The sequence below is a fragment of the Microbacterium sp. DT81.1 genome, from assembly GCF_049844955.1.
Taxonomy (GTDB): domain Bacteria; phylum Actinomycetota; class Actinomycetes; order Actinomycetales; family Microbacteriaceae; genus Microbacterium.
The window spans coordinates 117153-138817 of record NZ_JBNCMA010000008.1 but is presented as its reverse complement, the minus strand read 5'-3'; the positions used below and the strand labels follow the sequence as shown (position 1 = coordinate 138817).

Annotated in this window: 13 protein-coding genes; 1 reads left to right on the top strand and 12 read right to left on the bottom strand. The window is 71.4% G+C overall.

Going from position 1 to position 21665, the window contains the following annotated elements:
* Positions 1-275: 275 nt before the first annotated feature.
* The 10 genes from ACLQ2Q_RS19800 to ACLQ2Q_RS19755 all read right to left on the bottom strand — a co-directional run bounded on the left by ACLQ2Q_RS19800 (position 276) and on the right by ACLQ2Q_RS19755 (position 16709).
* A complete protein-coding gene (locus tag ACLQ2Q_RS19800) occupies positions 276-794 on the bottom strand; it encodes a hypothetical protein (protein WP_425823123.1) in 519 nt (172 codons plus the stop codon).
* Positions 791-2284, bottom strand: a complete 1494-nt coding sequence (locus ACLQ2Q_RS19795) for a DUF5684 domain-containing protein (protein WP_425823121.1) — start codon at positions 2282-2284, stop codon at positions 791-793. Before ACLQ2Q_RS19795 ends, ACLQ2Q_RS19800 begins: the two co-directional genes overlap by 4 nt.
* A complete protein-coding gene (locus ACLQ2Q_RS19790) occupies positions 2281-4785 on the bottom strand; it encodes a transglutaminase domain-containing protein (RefSeq protein WP_425823119.1) in 2505 nt (834 codons plus the stop codon). Before ACLQ2Q_RS19790 ends, ACLQ2Q_RS19795 begins: the two co-directional genes overlap by 4 nt.
* Entirely contained in the window at positions 4782-6140 is a 1359-nt protein-coding gene (locus ACLQ2Q_RS19785) for a DUF58 domain-containing protein (protein WP_425823117.1), read from the bottom strand. Before ACLQ2Q_RS19785 ends, ACLQ2Q_RS19790 begins: the two co-directional genes overlap by 4 nt.
* Positions 6137-7102 (bottom strand): AAA family ATPase, encoded by a 966-nt coding sequence (locus ACLQ2Q_RS19780; protein WP_425823115.1) that lies wholly within the window; start codon positions 7100-7102, stop codon positions 6137-6139. The genes ACLQ2Q_RS19785 and ACLQ2Q_RS19780 overlap by 4 nt, the downstream gene beginning before the upstream one ends.
* A gap of 53 nt (positions 7103-7155) precedes the next feature.
* A complete protein-coding gene (locus ACLQ2Q_RS19775; RefSeq protein WP_425823113.1) occupies positions 7156-13122 on the bottom strand; it encodes an Ig-like domain-containing protein in 5967 nt (1988 codons plus the stop codon).
* Between the two features lies 1 nt (position 13123).
* On the bottom strand, positions 13124-14266 hold the full coding sequence (locus ACLQ2Q_RS19770; RefSeq protein WP_425823111.1) for a serine/threonine-protein kinase: 1143 nt from the start codon (positions 14264-14266) through the stop codon (positions 13124-13126).
* A gap of 133 nt (positions 14267-14399) precedes the next feature.
* Positions 14400-15059, bottom strand: a complete 660-nt coding sequence (locus tag ACLQ2Q_RS19765) for a spermidine/putrescine ABC transporter substrate-binding protein (protein WP_425823109.1) — start codon at positions 15057-15059, stop codon at positions 14400-14402.
* Positions 15060-15118: 59 nt separating this feature from the next.
* Positions 15119-15541, bottom strand: coding sequence for a hypothetical protein (locus tag ACLQ2Q_RS19760; protein ID WP_425823107.1), 423 nt, complete (start codon positions 15539-15541; stop codon positions 15119-15121).
* 85 nt (positions 15542-15626) lie between these two features.
* Positions 15627-16709: an ABC transporter gene (locus tag ACLQ2Q_RS19755; protein ID WP_425823105.1), complete on the bottom strand. Its 1083-nt coding sequence runs from the start codon at positions 16707-16709 to the stop codon at positions 15627-15629.
* Positions 16710-16847: 138 nt separating this feature from the next.
* Here ACLQ2Q_RS19755 and ACLQ2Q_RS19750 point away from each other — a divergent pair, with 138 nt between their 5' ends.
* The gene (locus tag ACLQ2Q_RS19750; RefSeq protein ID WP_425823103.1) at positions 16848-17483 is read left to right on the top strand and encodes a hypothetical protein; all 636 of its coding nucleotides are present in this window, start codon (positions 16848-16850) and stop codon (positions 17481-17483) included.
* Between the two features lie 17 nt (positions 17484-17500).
* Here the strand turns inward: ACLQ2Q_RS19750 and ACLQ2Q_RS19745 are convergent, their stop codons facing one another.
* Entirely contained in the window at positions 17501-17659 is a 159-nt protein-coding gene (locus ACLQ2Q_RS19745; protein WP_425823101.1) for a hypothetical protein, read from the bottom strand.
* 121 nt (positions 17660-17780) lie between these two features.
* Positions 17781-21656, bottom strand: coding sequence for a DNA-directed RNA polymerase subunit beta' (gene rpoC, locus ACLQ2Q_RS19740; protein WP_425823099.1), 3876 nt, complete (start codon positions 21654-21656; stop codon positions 17781-17783).
* Positions 21657-21665 lie beyond the last annotated feature (9 nt).

Sequence of the window (21665 nt, the reverse complement as noted above, 5' to 3'; positions counted from 1 at the left end):
GTGACAGCGTTCGTGGTCTCTCCCCGACGGTTCGGATCTTTCGATTCGTTGCGTTCGGGTTCACGTTGATCCACCGGCGCGGGCACAATGAGTGACGCGGGTTGTGTGGTGGATATGCCGTGGGGGTGTCCTGTTCGCAGGCATGTCCCCGAGATGCGGCGCTGACGTCCCGTTGCGTGCCGAGGCACAGCGCAAGGCGCGCGTGGGCGCACACCCGATCAATGATACTCCGAGCGGGCAACTCGGTCAAACGAGCGGATGCCGTCCGCTGCGCCTCAGCCGCCGCTCGACACCATCACCACGAGCAGCGTGCCGGCGGTGATCAGGATCGCCGCTCCCGCGGTCGCGAAGGCGGCCGCCTGACGGCGTGCCTTGCGACGGATGCCGCGCGCGACCGCTTCGCGGTCGACGGCCTGCCCCGTGGGCGGGGAAGGCCGCGGTGAGCGGGATGCGAGCACCGGCGCGGTGCGGGGAGCGTACGGCGCCCGCAGCCGGTCGGCGTCCGGGCTGGAGGCCGCACGCGCCGACGGGTCGCGCGCGTCCTCGTCAACCGGGGTGGTGGGCTGGGCGGATGCCGCTCCCCGCCGCAGGACGACGGTGTCGTCATCCGTCGGCTCCGCGGTCGACGCGACTCTGGCCGAAGGCACCGTCGCCTCGCGAGCAGAAGGCACCGTCGCCTCGCGAGCAGAAGGCACCGTCGCTTCGCGAGCAGAAGGCACCGTCGCATCGCGCGCAGCGGGCACCGTCGCCTCGCCGTCCCACTCGGGCGGGGGTTCGGCGACTTCGCCTGTCACCGAGTGTCCGCCCTCGCGATTCGCAGCTCTGCGTCGCCGAGGAGGAACCGCTCGCCGACGGGCTGCGGAACACCCGGGGTGGCCTCGGTCTCGGTGCCGTCGTCGCGGAACAGCACCACCCCGTTGGTGGAATCGAGGTCGACGATCACCCATTCGTCGTCGAGCAGCTCGAGGCGGGCGTGCGTCTTGGACATCGTGCGCGTCTCGTCCGAGATCGGCACGAGCTGAGCGTCCGGGAAGTCGGGGTCGGCCGACGGCCGGCGGCCGATGATGAGGGCGTCGCTGGTGACGGCGATGGGCGCGCCGAGGGGCGGTGTCAGCATCCATGTCGGACGTCGCCTGACGGCGATGATCGTCTCATCGAACGCCGACTCCGCGTCGGGGAGCTCTGGAACGTCGTGCTGGGCCGACACCGACCCGCGCGCCGCGAGGGGTTCGCCGAGCGTCGGCGCTCCGTGCACGGCCGACACTTCCGCCGACGTGTCGAAGCGTTGCTCTCGCGGGGCTCCGCCCCACACCCCCGGCTCGCTGACGCGCTCCCCCGGGCTCGGGGCCCACGACGCCCGCCGCATCGGCACGGGCGCTTCCACGGGCGCTGCGGCGGCCGGCGGAGCCCACCGGTCGGCACCGGCGGCACCGTCGCCCTCCGCACCGTCGCCGCCGGCAATGCCGTCGCCCTCGACACGCGGAACCGAGGAGACAGGAGGCGTCGGTGCGAACAGCGCGCCACCCGTGCCGTCGTCATCCATGTCCTCGAAGGCGGGATTCACCCCCACCGCGGTGGAGCGGAAGGTGGGTGTGCCCGGCGGACCGCTGCCGTACTGGACCGCGGGCGGTGGCGCGAAGGACCACTGCTCGGCCGGTGCGTCACCGGGCCGGGCGGAAGCCGCGTAGGCCGTTCGGCCGCCGAGGGGTCCGCCGGCGGCCGCGGGCGCAGGGGGCCGCGGAGGCACGAACGGCTCGGCCGAGTTCGGCGACTGCGAACGGCTCACGGGGGCGGTCCCGTCGATCGGGGCGGGGCTGTACACGGGGGAGTACGAAGGCTGGGCCCCGCCGGACCGCCCCGTGACGCGAGCATCGAGGAAGTCGGCCTCGCCGCGCCGCATCGGCCCGCCCGCCGAGTCCCGGCGATCCCCGAGCCAGCGCGCCGGGCCCCAGCCCAGGATGCTCGTCCAGACCGGGAACAGCAGGACGGCGACGACGGTCATGCCCGGCCCGACCCCGAACGAGCGGTTCAGACGCACGTACACGATGATGAAGACGCCGAGCAGCGCGAGGGTCCCGAGGATCGGGACCAGCGCGAGCAGGAGGAACCAGCCCGACATCCCACCCAGCCTCAAAAGGACGATGGCGTTGAGGATCGGCACCCACGCCTGCCACGGCTCCTCCCCCGCTTTGCGGAAGACGGCCGACAGGCTGGCTGCGATCCACAGGTAGAGGGCGAGAGCGACGGGGATGGATGCGACTATCCAGGCGACGGGATCGTTCATGGTGTGCGCGCGGCGTTCTCGGGGCGACGCCGCATCCTCCTCTCACTGCGCGCGGCGGATGGGATGCGTCCACGCGCCGGGCTCGGCGCGACGAAGCGCACGAACGACTTCAACGATACGGCTGCGCCCAGCCGGCGCCACATCGAAGCGTGCCTGTTGAATCGCCGGCGCTCCTCGTCGACGAGCGCCCAGAACCGGGCGGCGTCGTCGTCGGTGGGGCGTTCGCCGGAGAACACGGTGCGGTCCGCCCTCTCGGCCAGTGCGATGCCCGCGGGGGTGGCATACCTCGTGGCGAGCTCGGTGCGGGTCTCGGCGACCGGTGCGGGGAGCCCATGGTCGATGGCCGCATCCACGTACTCGTCCCATCCCCCGACCACGCGATCGGTGACGTCTGCCGTACCGCGACGCGATCGACGGCGCATCGCCTTGGCCGCGATGACGAGGAGGAAGGGGCCAAGGCCCACGGCGAGCACGAGCGCCGTGACCCCGACCACCCGCAGTGCCGTCCACAGCACCGAGAGGTCGGGCGGCGCCTCGTCCTGGGGGTCATCCGTCACGGTGTCGCGCTGAATCGGGTCCGGCGCGACGACCTCTTCGGCCGTCTCCGGACGCACCTCGGTGACGTTCTCCGGGTCGCGCTGGCGGCGCGCATCGCTGTCGATGGGGACGGTGTGCTGCGGCGTCACGTCGACGGGCACCCAGTCGCCCTCCGCGGACTGCACCTCGATCCAGGCGGAGAGGTCGCGCCCGCGGCACCGGCCGTCCGGGCAGGCGCCGGGTGCCTCCGGCTCCGGCTCCACGCGCACGCCGACCACCACGCGAGAGGGGAAGCCCAGCTGGCCGGCGAGAAGGGAGGCGGCGACCGCGAACTGCTCGTCGTCCCCCACCGCCGCGACCAGCGACGAGTCCGGGCCGTCGGCCGCGGCATCCGTCTGCCGATCGAGCAGCTGCCGGAAGAGTTCGTCGATGCGAGCCAGGGAGTGGCCGGCCGCGCTGGGCTGGAATGAGTAGTCGCCCAGTTCGCTCGCCCACTCGGGTGGGGCGTCGCCGCCGGGTGCTGTGAGCGAATGGCTCAGGTATCCCCGCTCGCGGAGGAGCGTGATCGCGCGTTCCAGGCCTCTCCCGTCTGCCGGAACATCCTGCTCCTCGAGCCAGGTGAGCAGGCTGGCCGGAGGCTCGACGTCGCTGGTCGGAACCCCGGGAGCCGTGATGTCGGCGAGAGCCGGGACGTCGGGCGCCACCGCCTCGAGCGTGTACGTGTCGCCCTCCGCGAGGCCGCCCCCCGAGATCTCCACGGCGGCCGCGGTGCTGCGGTTGTAGTAGAAGCCGTCGGCGAGAGCGCCGGCAGCCGCTCCTTCGAACGCGACCTGCGTCAGCTGCCCGGCCGTGGGCATCCAGATCCCGCGGAGCCGATCGATCGTGACGCGCACGCCGACCGGTTCGCCCGGCACGGGGGCCAGGCGCGAGGGAACCCGGGTGAAGCGCGCGTCGGCGGTGCTCGAGGCGACGTCCAGAGCGCGGAACAGCTCGCCGTCGTACGAGGTGAGCGTCGCGACGCGGATGCGCGGGGGCGGCGTGCCGACGGGGTCGACACGGAACAGCACCTCGTCGAGCGCGTCGTCGGAGAAATGCGCGCGGTATCCGGAGAGGGGACTGGTCGCCTGGGTGAGCACGAGCTCCGGACCGGTGCCGGAGCGGAGCACCTCGCGGGACTGGCCGGCGGCGGCCAGGGGGCCGGCGACGGCGGCGACGACGACGGCGACCGCCAGCATGCCGGCGGCCAGGATCGCCCGTCGCCGGTCCGACGATGACCGTCGCCGCGAGACGCGGACCCCGGTGGCGGCGGCGGCTCGGAGCAGCGCCTGCCGGCGCTCGTCCTGCGAGCGCCACGCCATCCAGCCGAGCGTGCAGAGCAGCGCGGATGCCCCGACGGCGGTTTCGAGCGGGGCGGGAACGAGCCACGCTCCGATGCGGAGCGCCTCGCTCGTCACCGGGCGCCCGAACGCGAGTCCGAAGAAGACCATCGCGATGCAGACCAGGGTGGCGGCCACCGCGACGCGGCCTCGCGCCCAGGCGAGGCGCAGGGCCAGCAGGGTGCCGACCAGGAAGACCACGAGTGCGGGCACCAGCAGGTTGCGGTACGACCCGACCGGCAGTTCGACCGTTATCAGGTCCTTCCATCCGGTCACCGCGCCCACAAGGACATCGCCGAGGGCGGCGGGGAGCCGTGCGGGGTCGGACCACCTCGCCGGCACCGCCACGAGCACTCCGAGCACGATCGTCGCGCCGGCCGCTGCGACGCCCGTGACGATGCCCGACCACGCCCAGCGGCGGGATGCGAGCGCCAGCGCCGCTCCCGTGAGCGCGGCCGACGCCACGACGAGCAGGTACCAGCCCGAGCGGTAGATCGGCCAGGCGGCGATCGCCGCGACGACAACCATCGCGCCGACGTAGAGCGCACCGCCGACGATGCGGGCGGGGAGCCGCTTGCGGGCGTTCACGACTGCACCCCGCGCAGCAGCAGCGCCGGAAGGTCATCGATGAGACCGATGGTGAGCAGGGTCAGCGAGCCGACCGGCTGCACGCGGGGGTGTGCCCGTTCGTCGCAGAGGACGGCGAGCACCGCGGTGTCGGCCGGGAACGCGAGCGCTGCCTGCCGGATGCGGGTCAGCCCCACCTTCGACCCGCAGACGACGAAGGCGATGGAGAGCGCGTCGGATGCCTCCACGGCGAGCCGGCACACTTCTTCGACGGGCATCGTGTGCTCGAGGCCCTCCAGGGCCGAGAAGCCGTCGAGCAGGGCGCGCGGCGACGATGCCTCGAGGTTCTGGATGGCGCGGAGCCTGCCCTTCACCACGCGCGGGATGCTCGCACCGGTGACGATGTCGAGATCGCGTCCGTCGCGGATGGCCTGGGCGCCGAGCGACGCCGCGGCGCTCACACCGAGTTCGAACTCGTCGTCGTCGGCGTAGTCATCGAGGGCAAGGCTGAGCACGACCGCCATGCGGGAGCGGCGGGACTCCTCGAACTGGCGGACCATCAGCTGGCCGGTCTTGGCCGTCGACTTCCAGTGGATCTGGCGCCGGGAATCGCCTGGTGTGTACGGCCGGATAGCGTGGAACGACATGTCCGCATCCACCAGGCGCCGGGTCGGGTTGCCCTCGAGGTCGCGCACCAGGCCGGCGCTCGTGGAAGGGACCGCGGCGGTTCGCGGATGCACGAACAGCTCGTGCACGTCGGGCCACGCGTGCTCGCGTCGCAGCAGGCCGATCGGGTCGGTGCGCACCGATGTCGGTGGGCCGACGGTGTGCACCCCGCGTCGAGGTGTCGGGATCGTCACGGGCTGCGACACGACATGCCGTGCCCGCAGGAGGGGGACGCCGAGCTCCACCAGGCCGCTGCCCACGGGCAGATCGATCCGTCCGGGCAGAGTCGCGCGCGCGCCGCGGTTGCGGATCTCGACCTCGCCGGCCACCTCGCCCCCCGCCACCACCCGCTCGTGATCGAGGCGCACCGCCACGTCGTAGGCGCGAGCGCCGAAGAGGAAGGGGATGCTCATCGCGAGCAGCATCACGGCGGCGAATCCGGCGACGAGCCACTCCACCCAGCCGAAGATCCACCCGACCGACACCCCGATGGTCGCCGAGGCGAGCACCAGCCAGCCGGCCGGCGTGACGACCTGGCCGACCCAGTCGACGGCCGCATCCACTCCGTCGCGCGTGCGACGGGCGGCCGAGATCAGCGCCACCAGACCGCGCACCAGCGGCCCGCGCGACGCCGTCGTCACGCGGGTGTGGGCCGTCGCCGCCGACGCGGCGTCGAGGCGGGTCAGGCGCGGTTCGGCGTCGGTCGTCATACGGCCTCGCGCTGGGACGGCGGCGGAACATCGAGCAGGACCTGGCCGATGACGGCCTCCGGCGTGACGCCGTCGAACTCGGCCTCCGGGTGCAGGATGAGCCGGTGCGAGAGCACGGGCACCGCGAGGGCCTTCACGTCATCGGGGGTCGCGTAGGTGCGACCACGGGAGATCGCGCGGGTCTTCGCCGAGCGGGTGAGAGCGAGCGCACCGCGGATGCTGACGCCGAGGCGCACCTCGTCGGCCGACCGCGTGGCATCCACGAGCCGGGCGATGTAGTCCAGCACGAGCGCGTTGACGTAGACATCGTGTGCCGCATCCGCCATCCCGACCATCGACTGCGGACTGACGACCGCAGCCAGGTCGGCCGTGGGGACCGCCGCCCCGTCGAGGATGCGGAGGGTGGCGGCGTGATCCGGATATCCGAGCGACGTCTTCATCAGGAAGCGGTCCAGCTGCGCCTCCGGCAGCCGGTAGGTGCCCGCCTGCTCGATGGGGTTCTGCGTCGCGATCACGAGGAACGGAACGCCGACGGCGCGGGAGATCCCGTCGATCGTGACCTTCCCCTCCTCCATCACCTCGAGGAGCGCGGACTGGGTCTTGGGGCTCGCCCGGTTGATCTCGTCGGCGAGCACGATGTTCGCGAACACCGGGCCGGCGTGGAACTCGAACGTGCCGGTCTTCTGGTCGTACACCGTGATGCCCGTGATGTCGCCGGGCAGGAGGTCGGGGGTGAACTGGATGCGCGTGTTCGTACCCTCGACGGACTGCGCCAGGGCACGGGCCAGAGACGTCTTGCCGGTACCCGGCACATCTTCCAGGAGCACGTGACCGTCGCTCAGCATCGCGGTGAGCACGAGCTCGATCACGTGTCGCTTGCCGAGCACGGCCCGCTCGACGTTGTCGGCCAATTGGGCGAACGTCGTCGCGAACCTGGTCGCCTGGTCCTGCGAGATGGTCATCGGTGGCCCTCCTGGGCGGTTCTGCGGTGGGGTGGCCGCGGGTCGTACGGCCGTCACGGCGTGACCGCCTCGACGGGCGGGCCGGGATCGCATTGGCCGCCGAAGGACGTGCTCGCCGGGGAGAGGCCCCAGCTCTGATCGCTCCAGTCCACCGTCACCCCTATGCCGTCGACACGCACGGCACCCGCCGGCACCAGGCCGGTGTCGGAGTCGACTTCGAGTCGCTGCCCGGCGGCATCGTAGTAGCGCGCGCCGTCGGTGCCGAACATGAAGGTCGCCTGGCGGCCGCCGGTGTCGGGCGTGGAGCGCCCGGTGGCCACGAGTGGCGAACCGGCGGTGCACGACGCGACCGCCCAGGATGCCCGCACCTGATAGGGCGCGGAGCCTGCTGCCGGCACGACCCGGGCCCAGTCGGTCGTGGGGCCCCACGACTGGTGCACGTAGCGCACCCGCATCTCGGGGTCCCTGTCGTACACGCTGGATGTCGGTCCACCAGCGAACTCGACCGTGTTGTACCGCGGGGTGGCTTCGGGCGATGTGGGCGTGTCGCGGATCATCCAGCGTGCCTCGGCGCCCGACACCGTAGGGCTCTCGTCGACGACGAACGTCCAGCCGGCCGGGGGCGCGGCGCTCTGCGTGGCTCGGACCTCCGCGGTCGCAGTACTGCGCCCGTATCGCTCACCCTTCCACCACGACTCGGCGCACGCGACGAAGGTGTAGACCTCGCCATCGGGAAGTGCGCCGAAGACGGCGGTCCCGCCCGCCGCTCGCGCATCGCACCTCTGGTCGGCGCGCACGATGCCGAACAGCGTCTCCGACCCGTCCCCACCGGACCCCGCGGCCGCCGATGCCGTCACGGTCGATGTGCCGTCGCCGTTGGAGACCGAGGTGAGCGTGAGCGTGGGGGAGGTCGGCTGGCCGATGCCGTTCGCCGAGATGGTCACGGCCGCACCGGAGACCGCGCCGGTGAACCCTGGCGGCACCTGGTACCTCGAGACGGGGGTGACGGTGAGCGGACTCGACGTGTTCGAGCCGATGCGGTAACGGCCGATGTCGACGGTGTCGCGACCCGGGTCGACGGGCACCCGGACCAGGTCGCCCATCGGGCTCGCGAGCTCGAGGAAGCCGGTGGCCGCGGCATCCACGCCCGTCACCCGCACGGCGATGAGGCCGCCCTCGCCGCCGGTGACGACCGGCACCGCGAGCACGGCGGCGGGGGCGGCGGGCACGTCGTACGCCCAGGCGGTGGTCGTCACCGCCGCGGTGGATTCGCCGAGGGCGTTGACCGCGACGGCGGAGTAGGTGCGCTCCTCGCCGTTCGGCGCCGCGATCTGCGGGCAGACGCCCGCGGGAGTGCAGTCGGCGACGACGGCTCCCTCGTACCGGAGAACGAAACCGCTGAGCGCCGGATACGCCAGCCGGGCCTCGCCAGGATCGACGCGGAGCGTGATGACGCCGTCGCCGTAGTCGGTCTGACGAAGCGATGCCGGGCCGCGGGGATAGCCCTGCAGATCAAGCAGCAGCGAGCCGTCGCGCTCGGCGTTCGTGCCCCGTCCCTGCGCATCGCGCACGGAGAAGGCCGCGGTGCACGTCGCACCGGGGGCGTCGGGCGCCCAGGACGCGAGGACGGTGGAGGCCGACACCACCTCGAACGAGACGCCGGTGCACGCGCCCGTCGGGCGCACGGCGGTCAGCTCGAGCGGGGTGCCGGGGAGCGGGTTGACCTCGCCGGGTGCGCCGATCACGCGGACCTCGCAGGATGAGCCTGCCGCCTGCGAGCACTGCTGCGCGATGGTGCCGCCCTGGGGCAGCACGCTGGGAGCGGGCCCGACGCGGAGGGTCAGCCTCGCAGGCGCGACGCCGTCGTGGCTCACGACACCGACCAGCGCTGCTTCTTCGGTGCCCGGAACGGCGCGGTCGCCCGCCGAAACCGTGACCACGCCATTCTCGACCACCGTCGAGAAGACCGAGCCCGCGAAGTCGACGCTGTAGGCGATGCTCTCATCGGCGACCTCGCGCTCCCAGGTGGTCATGTCGGCGAGCGGGAACGTGGCGCTCTCACCCGGGCTCACCGAGAGAGAGGCCGGCTGCAGCTGCGGCTGGGGGTCGAGCGCACGAACGCGGACCGGTACGGACAGGTAGGTCCAGTCATCCTGCCCCGCGATGCGAACAGGCACCGTGCAGGCATCGGTGTAGGGGGCGCCGAGACCGGCGTCGTAACGCACGGCGGTGCCCCCGTCGGCCGCGCAGACGGCCTCGCTCCTCGCACCGGATGCCGCGACCTCGGGTCCGACCTCGAGGCTCTCCCCCGCCGGCACGGCGACCAGGTCGTCGAGGTCGAAGGCGATCGATTCGCCCTCACCGACCTCCTGGGGCGGGATCCCGCCGCGCAGTGCGAGCGCCACGTCGCCGGCCGCCGGGATGCGGAGGAACGCGTAGCTGCTCACCGGCTCGCCGTCGCTGCCGGTGCCGGCGACTTCGAACGGGATGATCCGTGCGCTGCCCGTGAGGGTGCCCTCGAGCTCGCGACCCTGCACGCGCACGCCCGACGGCGACCCCCACGCCCGGAGTGTCAGGTCATCGATGTCGCCACCGGTCCACGAGACCTTGCCGCTGACGACATCCACCCCCCGCGCGAACCGCTCGCGCGTCTCGGAGGTCAGCACCGTGTCGGCGACGATGGGGTAGTCCGGCACCGCCTCGCGGACAACCTTGACGACGATGAGTCCACGCCCCGTGTTGCCGGACTCGCTCACCACGTCGTAGAGGAAGGACATCGTGCCGGGAGTCTCTCCGGCCTCGATCTCGATCGTCGCTCCGACCGCGTCGCCCACGCGACGCTGCAGCTGCAGGTACTGCCGGTTCGGAGAGCCGTCATCCAGCAGCTGGGGCGCGTCGGGGCGCACGTCGCCCAGCTCGAGGACTCCGCCGGTGGGGTCGATGTCGTTCGCCAGCGGACTCACGCGCACGGAGTTGCCGGCGCCCGCCTGGACGTACACATAGTCCGTGAACGTCACCGGCGAAGGATTGGCCTCGCCGCCGAGCACACCGACGCGCACGGTGCCCTCGCCGGTGGCACCGGCGCCGTCGGTCACGCGGTAGCGGAACGACACCTGGCCGCGCTCGCCCGGCGCGCTCGTGTAGAGGATTCCCTCGCCGTCCGCGGAGATCGCGGCCGACCCGCTCTCGGGCTGCGTGGTGATCAGATCGAGTTCGACCGCATCCCCGTCCGGGTCGGCCTCGAAACCGTCGAAGGGGATCCTCGTCGCCTGTCCGCTGAGCACGCGACCCTCGAGGGTCTCCGGCCGCGGCGCCCGGTTCGACTCGTCCGAGACGACCGTGACGCGGGCGGTCGCCGTGTCGGCGAGCGCCGGTGAACCCGAAGAGTAGATGGAGTACTCGATCGGGTACACGCCGGGCTCGGTCGGCGCGAGGTAGCGCATCATCCCGCCCGACGCGAAGGCCAGCGAGTCGCTCCGGTCGGCTCCCACCGATGCGGGATCGAGCGTGATCGCCGTGCCGGAGGGCGCGACGTCGTTCTCGAGCACGGGGATATCGACCTGGGCGCCCGCGCGCACCACGACCGTGTCATCCACCGCGATCGGCGCGAGTTCGGGGGCCGGCGGCAGCAGGTAGACGGTCGCCTCGCCCCGGACGCTCGACCCGGCATCGTCGGTGCCGTCGCTGACGACGTAGTGCACGGTGCCCAGGATGCCGGGGGCACCGGTCGCCGTCGATCCGGTCACGCGCAGATAGTTCTGCCCGACGGTGTCCACCTGCAGGCTCGCGCCCTCCGCGGCATCCGCCTCCACCCCGCTCAGGAGCAGCACCCGGCGCGTGGGGTTCGCCACCGCGGCGAACACGTCGATCGTCGCGTCCTCCCTCGGGTGGACGAACGCGATCACGGGGGCCGTCGCGAGCTGTGCCGGAGCCTCCTGGGGCAGCAGGGTCACCCGCGCGGTCGCGGTCGCGGTCTTCTGGCTGACGTCGTCGGTCACCGTGTAGCTGATGCGGTAGGTGCCCGGTGTCTTCGCCGACACGTCGAACGCGGTTCCGCCGGCCGCGGCGACCGCCTCCACCGACGCGTCGTCGAGCACCCGGACCGACGAGAGGCGCAGGGTGCCCGCCGTGGCCGTGACGTGGGGCGCGACGTCCACGCTGAGCGCGCCGCCGAGCGTGTCCACGACCGTGAAGGACTCGGCCGACACCTCCGGATCCTCCGTCACCCGTACGACGAGGGGGCGGGTCGTCACGGCGCCCTGCGTGTCGGCGACCGTGGCGGTCAGCTCGACGAGCTCCGGGCCGGGATCGGAGGCCACCGAGTGCTGGTAGACGATCTCACCGGCCGGTGTGGATGCGACGGCCCCCACACCGGAGTCGTTCCCGACGGAGAGGAGCATGAGGGGATCACCCTCGGGGTCCACCCATCCGGTGAGCACCGGGACGGACACCGTTCCGCCCGGCTGCACCTCCGGGGTCGGCCACTCGGCGAGGCACCCCGGTGTGCCGCACCACGCCGGCGCGGAGTTGCGGGCATCGGGGACGACGCTCAGCGTGATGGCGGCGGGCGCGGAGGTCAGCCCGTCCGCGCTCGTCCCATCGGTCACCCGGTACGAGAGCGTGGCCGAGCCGGAGGCATCCGGCGCGAGCTGCACGGCCAGCCTCCCTCCGCCGTCGGTGATGGTCACCGTGCCGAAGTCCGGATCCAGCCCCAGAACGGACGCGGGATCGATGCTCAGCACGTCCTCGTTCGGATCGTGGTCGTTCAGCAGCACGGGCAGGGTCGCCAGGCTCCCCGCCCGCACACCGAAGGCGTCCACCTCGGCGACCGGGGGCTTGGGATCGAGCAGCACCTCCGCCTGCACGTCGCTGGGCTCCGCCTCCGTGTCGGCCGAGTCCTCGAGCCCCCAGTTCTGGCTGGACGGGATCAGCTCGCCCTCCGGCACGCTCCACACCCAGCCGGAGCGCGTCTCGTTGAGGATCGCGGTCGACCCCGAGACGGTGAACACGGGTCGCCGAGGGTCCTGCAGCTGCTGCCCGCCGTAGTCCAGCGTCGACTCGCCGCCGCCCGACCGCCACAGCACGCCCGCGTCCTGGCCGAGCCACGCACCGTACACCTCTCCCTCGAGGATCAGGGGCCGGGCCGGCTGGCCGAACGTCCGGACCTCGCCTCCGGCCACCCGCTCGACGTCGCCGCCGTCCAGGGGAACGCGGAGCATGCCGACGTCGTCCGCGATGTAAACGGCCTCACCCACCGCGACCGGCTGCGACAGCGCGAGGGGCGAGGCGGAATCCAGATCTGCTGGCCCGTTCCCGTCGGCCCGCCACAGCAGGCCCGCATCGGCATCGACGAGCACCCATCCGTCGCCGGCTGCCCCCAGCGCCGCGCCGGCACCGCTCGGGCCGTCGGGCACTTCGTCGCGCTCCTGCACGCGCGCATCGGCGATGCGGTACCGGATCACGGCGCCGTCGTCCGACGAATAGCTGAACAGCTCGCCGTCGGGGGTGACCTCGATGGCATCGGCGGTGTACTCGGGCGCATCGGCATCGTCCTCGGCCGAATAGGGGTCGACCTGGACGGGGTCGTCGTCGGCGAGCGCGCCGGCGAAGACGGCGCCCGAGTCGGTGAGGTAGGCCGCGTAGTCCCCCGCCACGGCGACCGAGACGGTGCCCGCCGGCGTCGTCGGCGAGCTGCGGAGCGCCTCTTCGTCCAGGTCGATGGGCAGGGATTCGTCGATGCGGGTAAGGCGCCCGAAGCTCTCGGAGAAGAGGTAGGCACCGTCCCCCGACTGGGCTATGGATGTCGGGTTGCTGACGCTGCGGACGGTGTCGAGCTCGTCGATGGCCGTGTTGACGCGGGCGTACCGGCGGCCCTCCGAGGTCTGCAGCGCCCACACGGATGTGTCGACGGGCGCGGTGCGCCGGGCATCGAGACCGGGCCATACCGCGCTCACGCCGATCACCGCTGCGACGGCGGTCACACCTGCGAGCACCGCGACGACGGCGCGACGGCGAGCCATATCAGAGCACCCCGCCGGTGAGCACGACCCATGCCGTCGCGATGCTGAGGATCAGCGCCGCCACCAGGCCGCCGATCAGCGCCCACTGCCGCGCGCGCCTCGGGGTGGTCGCCACCGCGGCCGGCCAGTCGGGCTCGGCGTCGCGGCGGCCGCCTGCGGATGTCGGCAAGGGCGCGGACTTGCGGATGGTGTCGTGCGGCACGCTCGTGCGCGCGGGCCCGCGCATCCCCGCGTCGGCGAAGTCGATGCCCGCATCCCGCGGAGCCCATTCCGAGACCGCGACCTCGAGCGGGGTCGGGGGCAGCCCGAGCAGGGTCTGCACCTCGCGCAGCCTCTCGGCGAAGGCGAGGGCGCTCGGGTGACGGTCAGCGGGTGCGCGGCTGAGCGCGACCGCGAGCACCTCCTGCAGGGCATCGGGCACGTCGGGACGCGGGATGCGGGTGTATGCCGCGCGCAGAATGCGCCGGCGGAGATGGTCGCGCGTGTTCTGACCACGATCCATCCGCTCGAAGGGACTGTGGCCGGCGAGCAGCGAGTACACGGTCGCACCGAGCCCCCACACCTCGCTCGCGATCGTGCCCGAGGTCTGCTCGGACACCACCTCCGGGGCGCTCCACGGCACCGACATCGCGAACACCTCGTCGCTGGAGGCCCGCGCCAGCGAGGATGCGATGCCGAAGTCGGCGAGGACCGGCACGCCGAAGCTCGTGACCAGGATGTTGCTGGGCTTCACGTCCCGGTGGATGAGCCCGGCGCGGTGCGCGGACTCGAGCGCACTCGCCATCTTGACGCCGATCGTGAGCACCTCAGGCACGGTCAGGCGCTCGATCCGGTAGCGCTGGGCCAGCGATCCGGGGCAGTACTCCATGACGATGTACGGGCGGCCGTCGGCCGAGATGCCCGCTTGGTACACCGTCACGATCGACGGATGCGCGGAGAGGTGCGCGAGCACGTCGGCCTCGGCGTTGAACATGCGCACCAGGTCGGGGTCGCGCAGGTCGCCCGGCAGCACCTTCACGGCCACGGCGCGGCGCGGCATGTCCTGTTCGTAGAGGAACACATCGGCGAATCCGCCCGAGCCGAGCGGCCGCACATAGCTGAGACCGGGCACGAGGGGAGGGGCTGACGGAAGGCGCTTTGCCACTCCCACTCCTTGCCTCGGCGTCGACACGATCGGGCCCCGGTCCGGGCACCATCGACGGGAGCTGCAGGGCTCCGCCCATGCTAACAAGCAGTCCTGAGCGTCGCCCCAGCGCCGGTGCCCGCCTGTGGATACGTCAGAGAACGGGCGGTGGGTCGTTCTGATCGAACGGCGCATCGAGCGTCTGGGCGAGCTCCTGCAGCATGGCCTCGATCTGGGGCTCCACATACTGCGCGATGGCGGCCTGGATGCGCAGGCGGTGGTGCAGCAGCACGGCGCAGACCTCGCGGCCCACCATGTTCGCGTAGTCGTCCGCGAGGCCGACCTCCTGGCGCAGAGCGGCCTTGGCGTCGTCGCTGAGCGGCGGCAGGTCGGGCACGTCGGCGTCCGCCGCGTCGGCGAGGCCGGAGATCGTGAAGAGAAACGGGGCACCCGGCACCGGATCCGGGTCGAGCGGAAGCCCCTCGAACTCCGGCTCGAGCCCCTCGGTGGGACGGTAGCTGCGGGCGCGGTTGCGGGCCGCCTGCTGATCGAGCTCGGCCTGCAGCATCGGCAGATTGCGGGCCGTGTAGTCGGCGACGGAATGATCGACGATCGTCTTGATGCGCGTCGAGAGCCCGTGCTGCACCCCGTGCGGAACGTCGGCGCCGAGACCGGCCGCCGAGAGAACGGGCGACCCGAAGCAGCGACGGCAGGGGGCGATGCGTCCGCGGTGAGTCGCCGGCTCCCAGCGGGGGAGCCACTTCAGCCAGGCGTCCACGGCCTGGCTGACTTGGGTCTCGAGCGACCGCTCCATCCCCCTACCGTAGTGCCGCCGACGCGGAATTCCGCGGCATCCGGACGTATTGACGGTGCTCAGCCCTCGGTGTCGTTGCGCTCCCACGGCCACCGAGGCGGGCGGGCTCGCGTGCGCAGAACCGCGATCGCCGCCCAGGCGGTGACGAAGGCGGCGACGGCCACGACGGGCGCCGCCCAGCCCACCGCCAGGCGGCCGACCACCGACGCGGCCATGGCGGTATCGACTCCGGACGTCACGGCGGCGATCCAGACACCGGCGAGGTAGGCGACGGCGGCGGCAAGGGCGGCCCAGAGCGCAGTGTAGAACGACGGATGCGGCACCCTCAGTCCCGCGCCGAGCACGGCGGAGAAGCCGGCGGCCGATACGACGATGCCGGCGACGCCCGGCACCGCGCTCAGGCCGGGGGTGTCGATGACGTCGGTGTTCGTGGCAAGGCTCGTCATCCCCAGGCCGAAGATGACCAGCGCGACGTACCCCACGGCGGAGAGGGCCAGCAGCGCCGGCCATCCGAGCCCGCCGCTCGGCTGAGGAGGCTGCTCGGACGTGTGCGTGCCTTCCCGCGAACTACTGGCGAACGAGCTTCGGGCCGGCCTCGAGCGTGCGCTCGTACTCGCGCTGAGCCTCGATGTTGAGTTCCGTCACGCGCTTGCCCCGCGCCGCGACCCAAGCCCCGAACCAGATGGTCAGCTCGCGCCCGATCACGAAGGCCGCGATCGCCAAGGGGGCGAGCAGCCGGTCCTCGACGAGCTCGGCGCCCTCTCGAGCGCTCAGCATCCAGAACGGCGCCTGGAAGAGCTGACCGAGGATGTATCCCACGTACGAGGCGACGCCGACGAGGAGGCCCCAGACCACCCAATGGCCCCATCGACCGCGATTGATGATGGCGCCCAGCAGCCAGAAGGCGATGAAGAAGACGACGACCGGAACCCAGAAGGCCCACGTGGTGAGGGCGGCGAGGGTGGCGTCGACCAGCCCCTCGGTGGAGACATCGCCGTTGATGAGGCCGAAGCCGATCCAGGCGAGCAGCAGCAGCACCGCGAACGACAGAGCGGCGAGCAGACCGATCGCGCCGGCAGCGGCGCGGTTGCCCCGCGGCAGCGGAGCCTCGGGCGCCTGCACGAAGATCGGCTGCGGGGCGGGCGTGGCGTACGGGGACTCCCCGTACACGGGCTCGCCGGCGGTCGCGCCGCCCGCTGCGGCGCCGGCCGCCGCGGCGCCCGCCATCGGAGCGACGGTCGTCGGTGTGTCGTCGGCGATCGGAGCCGTGGCGCCGGCCGGCTGCAGGTGCTCGGGCCGGTCGTACCAGGGGACGTCGTCCTGATCGCCACTCGTCGAGCTGGTGGATGCGGGCGCGACGACGGCCGTGTCGGCGTCGTGCCCAGGAACGGAATCGCGCTCGTCTGCCCCGTCAGCGGGCCCGTAGGAGGCCTCGGTCACCGGCTCTTCGGAGCTCTCGTGCAGGGGCTCGGCCGGTACAGCGCTCACGGGGGTGTCATCGCGTGAGGCGTCTCCGGGGACGCCGTCGCGTGCGGCCTCGGCCTCTGCGAGGCTGCCGTTCGCGCGGTCGACCACGTCGTCTGTGTGCGTCGGCTCTGCGACGGGCTCGCCGACCGGGGCCTCTTGCTTCGAAGCCTGGGGATCACTCATCGGGGCGCACTCCTCACGCGGGGAACGTCCCCGCCCTGCGAGGGTACCCCGCGCTCCGGCGCCGTTCCGGGAGGCGTGCCGCCGTGTGTCGCCGCGGTTCTTCCGGATGCCGCCATCCCCCGGCGCTACTGTGAGCCCATGATCGGCACCCCCTCCGGACGACGACGTCCCGTCCGCTTCGTGCTCGCCCTCGCGGGCCTCACCCTCGTCCTCACCGCCGCCACGGCATGCGCCTCGGATGGTGGAGGCAGTCGGAGCGGATCGCCGTCGCCGGTCGACTCGCAGGCGCCGGGTGCCGCTGGTTCGCCTACAGCGACGCCGATGCCGACGCCGGCGCCATCGACCACGCCGAAGCCGCTGGTGGTCATCCCCACCGACTGCCGGGCGATGCTGGCGGCGGAGGTGCTGGCGCAGCTCGGCGCCACGCCGCTCAACGATCCCGCGGCCGGGAACTCCGGGCCGCAGGCCGACGGCGAGATGATCTGCATCTGGGCCGACCCCGCGGCCGGCACCGCGGGACTGAAGACGGAGATCACGCGGATGAACAGCGGTCCGGCACTCGAGATGCTGAACGCCCTCGCCGATGACGAGGGGTTCATCTGCTACACGCCCGATGACGGCACCCGGTGCGAAAAGGAGTTCCCGAATCCGCAGTATCCCGTCACCGACGGGCGCACGCTCTACTTCAGGGACGACGTGCTGATCGACACGACTTACTCGAACCTGGCTCCGACGGGCTATACGGGCAGCATCGTGGACCACATCTGGCCGTGAGATGAGTGCGGGTGCCGTCACTCCCGCCAGATGGCGCGGTCGACGTTGACGCTGATCCACTCCAGGGTCGCGGGTGCCAGGGGCGCGGCCAGGTAGGCCAGCCCCGCGAGCACGCTCACGCACATCAGCCCCGCGACGAGCGCGATTCCGGTGTTGCGTCCGCCGATGCGGGCCATGGGAGCCTCCTCCCACCACGGTAGAGCCGGTCCGAGCGGGCGCCCTCCCGGAACGCCGAAGGGCCCCGGGATTGCTCCCAGGGCCCTTCGGTTCCACGGGTCCTCGCCGAGGACCCGCGGATCAGTTGTACGTGCCCGGCGTGAAGTCGTCGGTCGAGAAGCTGTCGAAGTCGACGTAGCTCAGGTCCGCCTCGCTGTAGGCGCCGTCCGACGCGAAGATGCGGTTGGGGTACCGCTCGCTCTTCGCCTCTTCCGTCGCCTCGACCGTGACGTTGCGGTACTTCGCAAGGCCCGTGCCGGCGGGGATCAGCTTTCCGATGATGACGTTCTCCTTGAGGCCGACCAGCGGGTCGCTCTTGCCGTCCATCGCCGCCTGGGTCAGCACGCGGGTCGTCTCCTGGAACGAGGCGGCGGAGAGCCACGACTCGGTCGCAAGCGACGCCTTGGTGATACCCATCAGCTCCGGGCGGCCCGACGCGGGACGCTTGCCCTCGGCGACCGTCTCGCGGTTGATGGCCTGGTAGCGCTTGAAGTCCACCAGCTCACCGGGGAGCAGGTCGGTGTCGGCGTGGTCGACGACGGTGACCTTGCGCAGCATCTGACGGACGATGACCTCGATGTGCTTGTCGTGGATCGGCACGCCCTGCGAACGGTAGACGCCCTGGACGCCGCCCACGAGGTAGCGCTGCACCTCACGAGCACCCATGACGCGCATGACCTCCTTGGGGTCGAGCGTGCCGACGAGCAGCGGCTGACCGACGGTGACGTGCTGGCCGTCCTCGACGAGAAGCGTCGCGCGCTTCAGCACCGGATAGACGTGCGGCTCGTCGCCGTTGTCGGGCGTCAGGATGACCTTCTTCGCGCGGTCGGTCTCATCGATCGTGATGCGACCGTCCGACTCCGCGATCGGCGACGCGCCCTTGGGGGTGCGGGCCTCGAAGAGCTCCTGCACGCGGGGAAGACCCTGCGTGATGTCATCGGCCGAGGCCGAGCCACCGGTGTGGAAGGTGCGCATCGTCAGCTGCGTGCCGGGCTCACCGATCGACTGCGCCGCGATGATGCCGACGGCCTCGCCGATGTCGACGAGCTTGCCGGTCGCGAGCGAACGGCCGTAGCACTGCGCGCAGACGCCGACGGCCGAGTCGCAGGTGAGCACGGAGCGCACCTTGATCGTCTCGATTCCACCCTCGACGAGGCGGTTGATGAGCACATCTCCCACGTCGTCGCCGGCGACCGCGAGCACGGCGCCTGAGGCATCCACGACATCCGCCGCGAGCGTGCGGGCGAACACCGAGTTCTCGACGTTGTCGTCCTTGCGGAGCGAGCCGTCGGCCGCGGGTGCGGCGATCGGCAGCTCGAGACCCTTGGTCGTGCCGCAGTCATCCTCGCGGATGATGACATCCTGAGAGACGTCCACGAGACGACGCGTGAGGTAACCCGAGTCGGCCGTACGGAGTGCCGTGTCGGCCAGACCCTTGCGGGCACCGTGCGTCGCGATGAAGTACTCCGCCACCGACAGACCCTCGCGGTACGAGGAGATGATCGGACGCGGGATGATCTCACCCTTGGGGTTGTTCACCAGGCCTCGCATACCGGCGATGTTCCGGATCTGCAGCCAGTTACCACGTGCACCCGACGACACCATGCGGTTGATGGTGTTGTCCTCGGGGAAGTTGGCGCGCATCGCGGCCTGGACCTCGTCTGTCGCCTCGGTCCAGATCTTGATGAGCTCCTGGCGACGCTCGGAGTCGGTCGTCAGACCCTTCTCGTACTGCGACTGGACCTTCGCGGCCTGCTTCTCGTAGCCCGCGACGATCTCGGCCTTGTTCGGCGGGGTCAGGACATCGCTCAGGGCGACGGTGACACCGGAGCGCGTGGCCCAGTGGAACCCGGCGTCCTTGATGCGGTCCAGCGTCGCCGCGACCTCGACCTTGGGGTACTCCTCGGCCAGCTTGTTGACGATCTGCGACAGCTTGCCCTTGTCGGCGACCTCGCGCACGAAGGGGTAGCCCTTCGGGAGCGTGTCGTTGAAGAGGGCCTGACCGAGCGAGGCGTCGAGAAGGCCGTGGCGCTCGTACCCGTCGGGCGCTTCGCCCTCGAGGAACGTGAGCCCCGGTACGCGGATCCGCGCCTTGGCCTGCAGGTCGAGCGTGCCCTCGTCCTTGGCCATGATGGCCTCCGACACCGAGCCGAACGCGCGGCCCTCGCCGATCGCACCGTCCTTGACCGTGGTCAGGTGGTGCAGGCCGATGATCATGTCCTGCGACGGCAGGGTGACCGGACGGCCGTCGGACGGCTTCAGGATGTTGTTCGACGCGAGCATCAGCACGCGGGCCTCCGCCTGGGCCTCGACCGACAGGGGCAGGTGCACGGCCATCTGGTCACCGTCGAAGTCCGCGTTGAACGCGGCGCAGACGAGCGGGTGCAGCTGGATGGCCTTGCCCTCGACGAGCTGAGGCTCGAAGGCCTGGATGCCGAGGCGGTGCAGCGTGGGCGCACGGTTGAGCAGCACGGGGCGCTCGCGGATGATCTCCTCGAGCACGTCCCAGACCTCGGGACGGGTGCGCTCGACGGCCCGCTTGGCGGCCTTGATGTTCTGCGAGTGACCGAGGTCGATCAGACGCTTGATCACGAACGGCTTGAAGAGCTCCAGGGCCATCTGCTTGGGCAGACCGCACTGGTGCAGCTTCAGCTGCGGGCCGACCACGATGACCGAACGGCCGGAGTAGTCGACGCGCTTGCCGAGCAGGTTCTGGCGGAAGCGACCCTGCTTGCCCTTGAGCATGTCGCTCAGGGACTTGAGGGCACGGTTGCCTGTTCCGGTGACGGGACGACCGCGGCGGCCGTTGTCGAACAGCGCGTCGACGGCCTCCTGCAGCATCCGCTTCTCGTTGTTGACGATGATCTCGGGGGCACCGAGGTCGATCAGGCGACGGAGGCGATTGTTGCGGTTGATGACCCGGCGGTACAGGTCGTTCAGGTCGGAGGTCGCGAAGCGGCCACCGTCGAGCTGCACCATCGGGCGGAGCTCCGGCGGGATCACCGGGACGACATCCAGCACCATCGCGGCGGGCGACATGCCCGTCGTGAGGAACGAGTTGACGACCTTCAGTCGCTTGATCGCGCGGATCTTGCGCTGGCCCTTGCCCTCGGAGATCTGCAGGCGCAGCGAGTCGGACTCGGCCTGCAGGTCGAACGCCTCGAGGCGACGCTTGATCGACTCCGCACCCATGTGGGCCTCGAAGTACTGACCGAAGCGGTCCTGCAGCTCGTGGAAGACGTCGTCCTCGGGCTTGAGGGCGCCGACCTCGAGGGTGCGGAAGTCCTCCCACACGCGCTCGAGCTTGCCGATCTGCTCGTCCGCCTGCTTGCGGATGAGGGACATGTCCTTCTCGGCGGCGTCCTTGACCTTCTTCTTCTGGTCGGCCTTGGCGCCTTCCTCCTCGAGGACGGCGAGCTCCTCCTCGAGCTTCTGCAGGCGGGCGGCGATGCGCGAGTCGCGCCGGTCGCCGAGCGTCTTCAGCTCGAGACGGATGTTGTTCTCCTGGGTCGCGAGGTCGCGGTGACGCGCATCCTCATCGACCGAGATGACCATGTACGCGGCGAAGTAGATGACCTTCTCGAGGTCCTTCGGCGCCATGTCGAGCAGGTATCCGAGGCGCGACGGGACGCCCTTGAAGTACCAGATATGAGTGACGGGCGCCGCCAGCTCGATGTGGCCCATGCGCTCGCGGCGGACGGAGGACTTGGTGACCTCCACGCCGCAGCGCTCGCAGACGATGCCCTTGAAGCGGACGCGCTTGTACTTGCCGCAGGCGCACTCCCAGTCACGGCTCGGCCCGAAGATCTGCTCTCCGAAGAGGCCGTCCTTCTCGGGCTTGAGCGTGCGGTAGTTGATTGTCTCGGGCTTCTTGACCTCGCCATACGACCAACGACGGATGTCGTCGGCGGTGGCCAGACCAATGCGAAGCTCGTCAAAAGTTGTTACGTCGAGCACGTGTTCTCC

Coding starts and splice junctions, on each gene's coding strand:
- ACLQ2Q_RS19795 (WP_425823121.1), bottom strand. CDS start 2,284: ATGAACGATCCCGTCGCCTGGATAGTCGCATCCATCCCCGTCGCTCTC.
- ACLQ2Q_RS19755 (WP_425823105.1), bottom strand. CDS start 16,709: ATGAGTGATCCCCAGGCTTCGAAGCAAGAGGCCCCGGTCGGCGAGCCC.
- ACLQ2Q_RS19775 (WP_425823113.1), bottom strand. CDS start 13,122: ATGGCTCGCCGTCGCGCCGTCGTCGCGGTGCTCGCAGGTGTGACCGCC.
- ACLQ2Q_RS19765 (WP_425823109.1), bottom strand. CDS start 15,059: ATGGAGCGGTCGCTCGAGACCCAAGTCAGCCAGGCCGTGGACGCCTGG.
- ACLQ2Q_RS19785 (WP_425823117.1), bottom strand. CDS start 6,140: ATGACGACCGACGCCGAACCGCGCCTGACCCGCCTCGACGCCGCGTCG.
- ACLQ2Q_RS19750 (WP_425823103.1), top strand. CDS start 16,848: ATGATCGGCACCCCCTCCGGACGACGACGTCCCGTCCGCTTCGTGCTC.
- ACLQ2Q_RS19780 (WP_425823115.1), bottom strand. CDS start 7,102: ATGACCATCTCGCAGGACCAGGCGACCAGGTTCGCGACGACGTTCGCC.
- ACLQ2Q_RS19745 (WP_425823101.1), bottom strand. CDS start 17,659: ATGGCCCGCATCGGCGGACGCAACACCGGAATCGCGCTCGTCGCGGGG.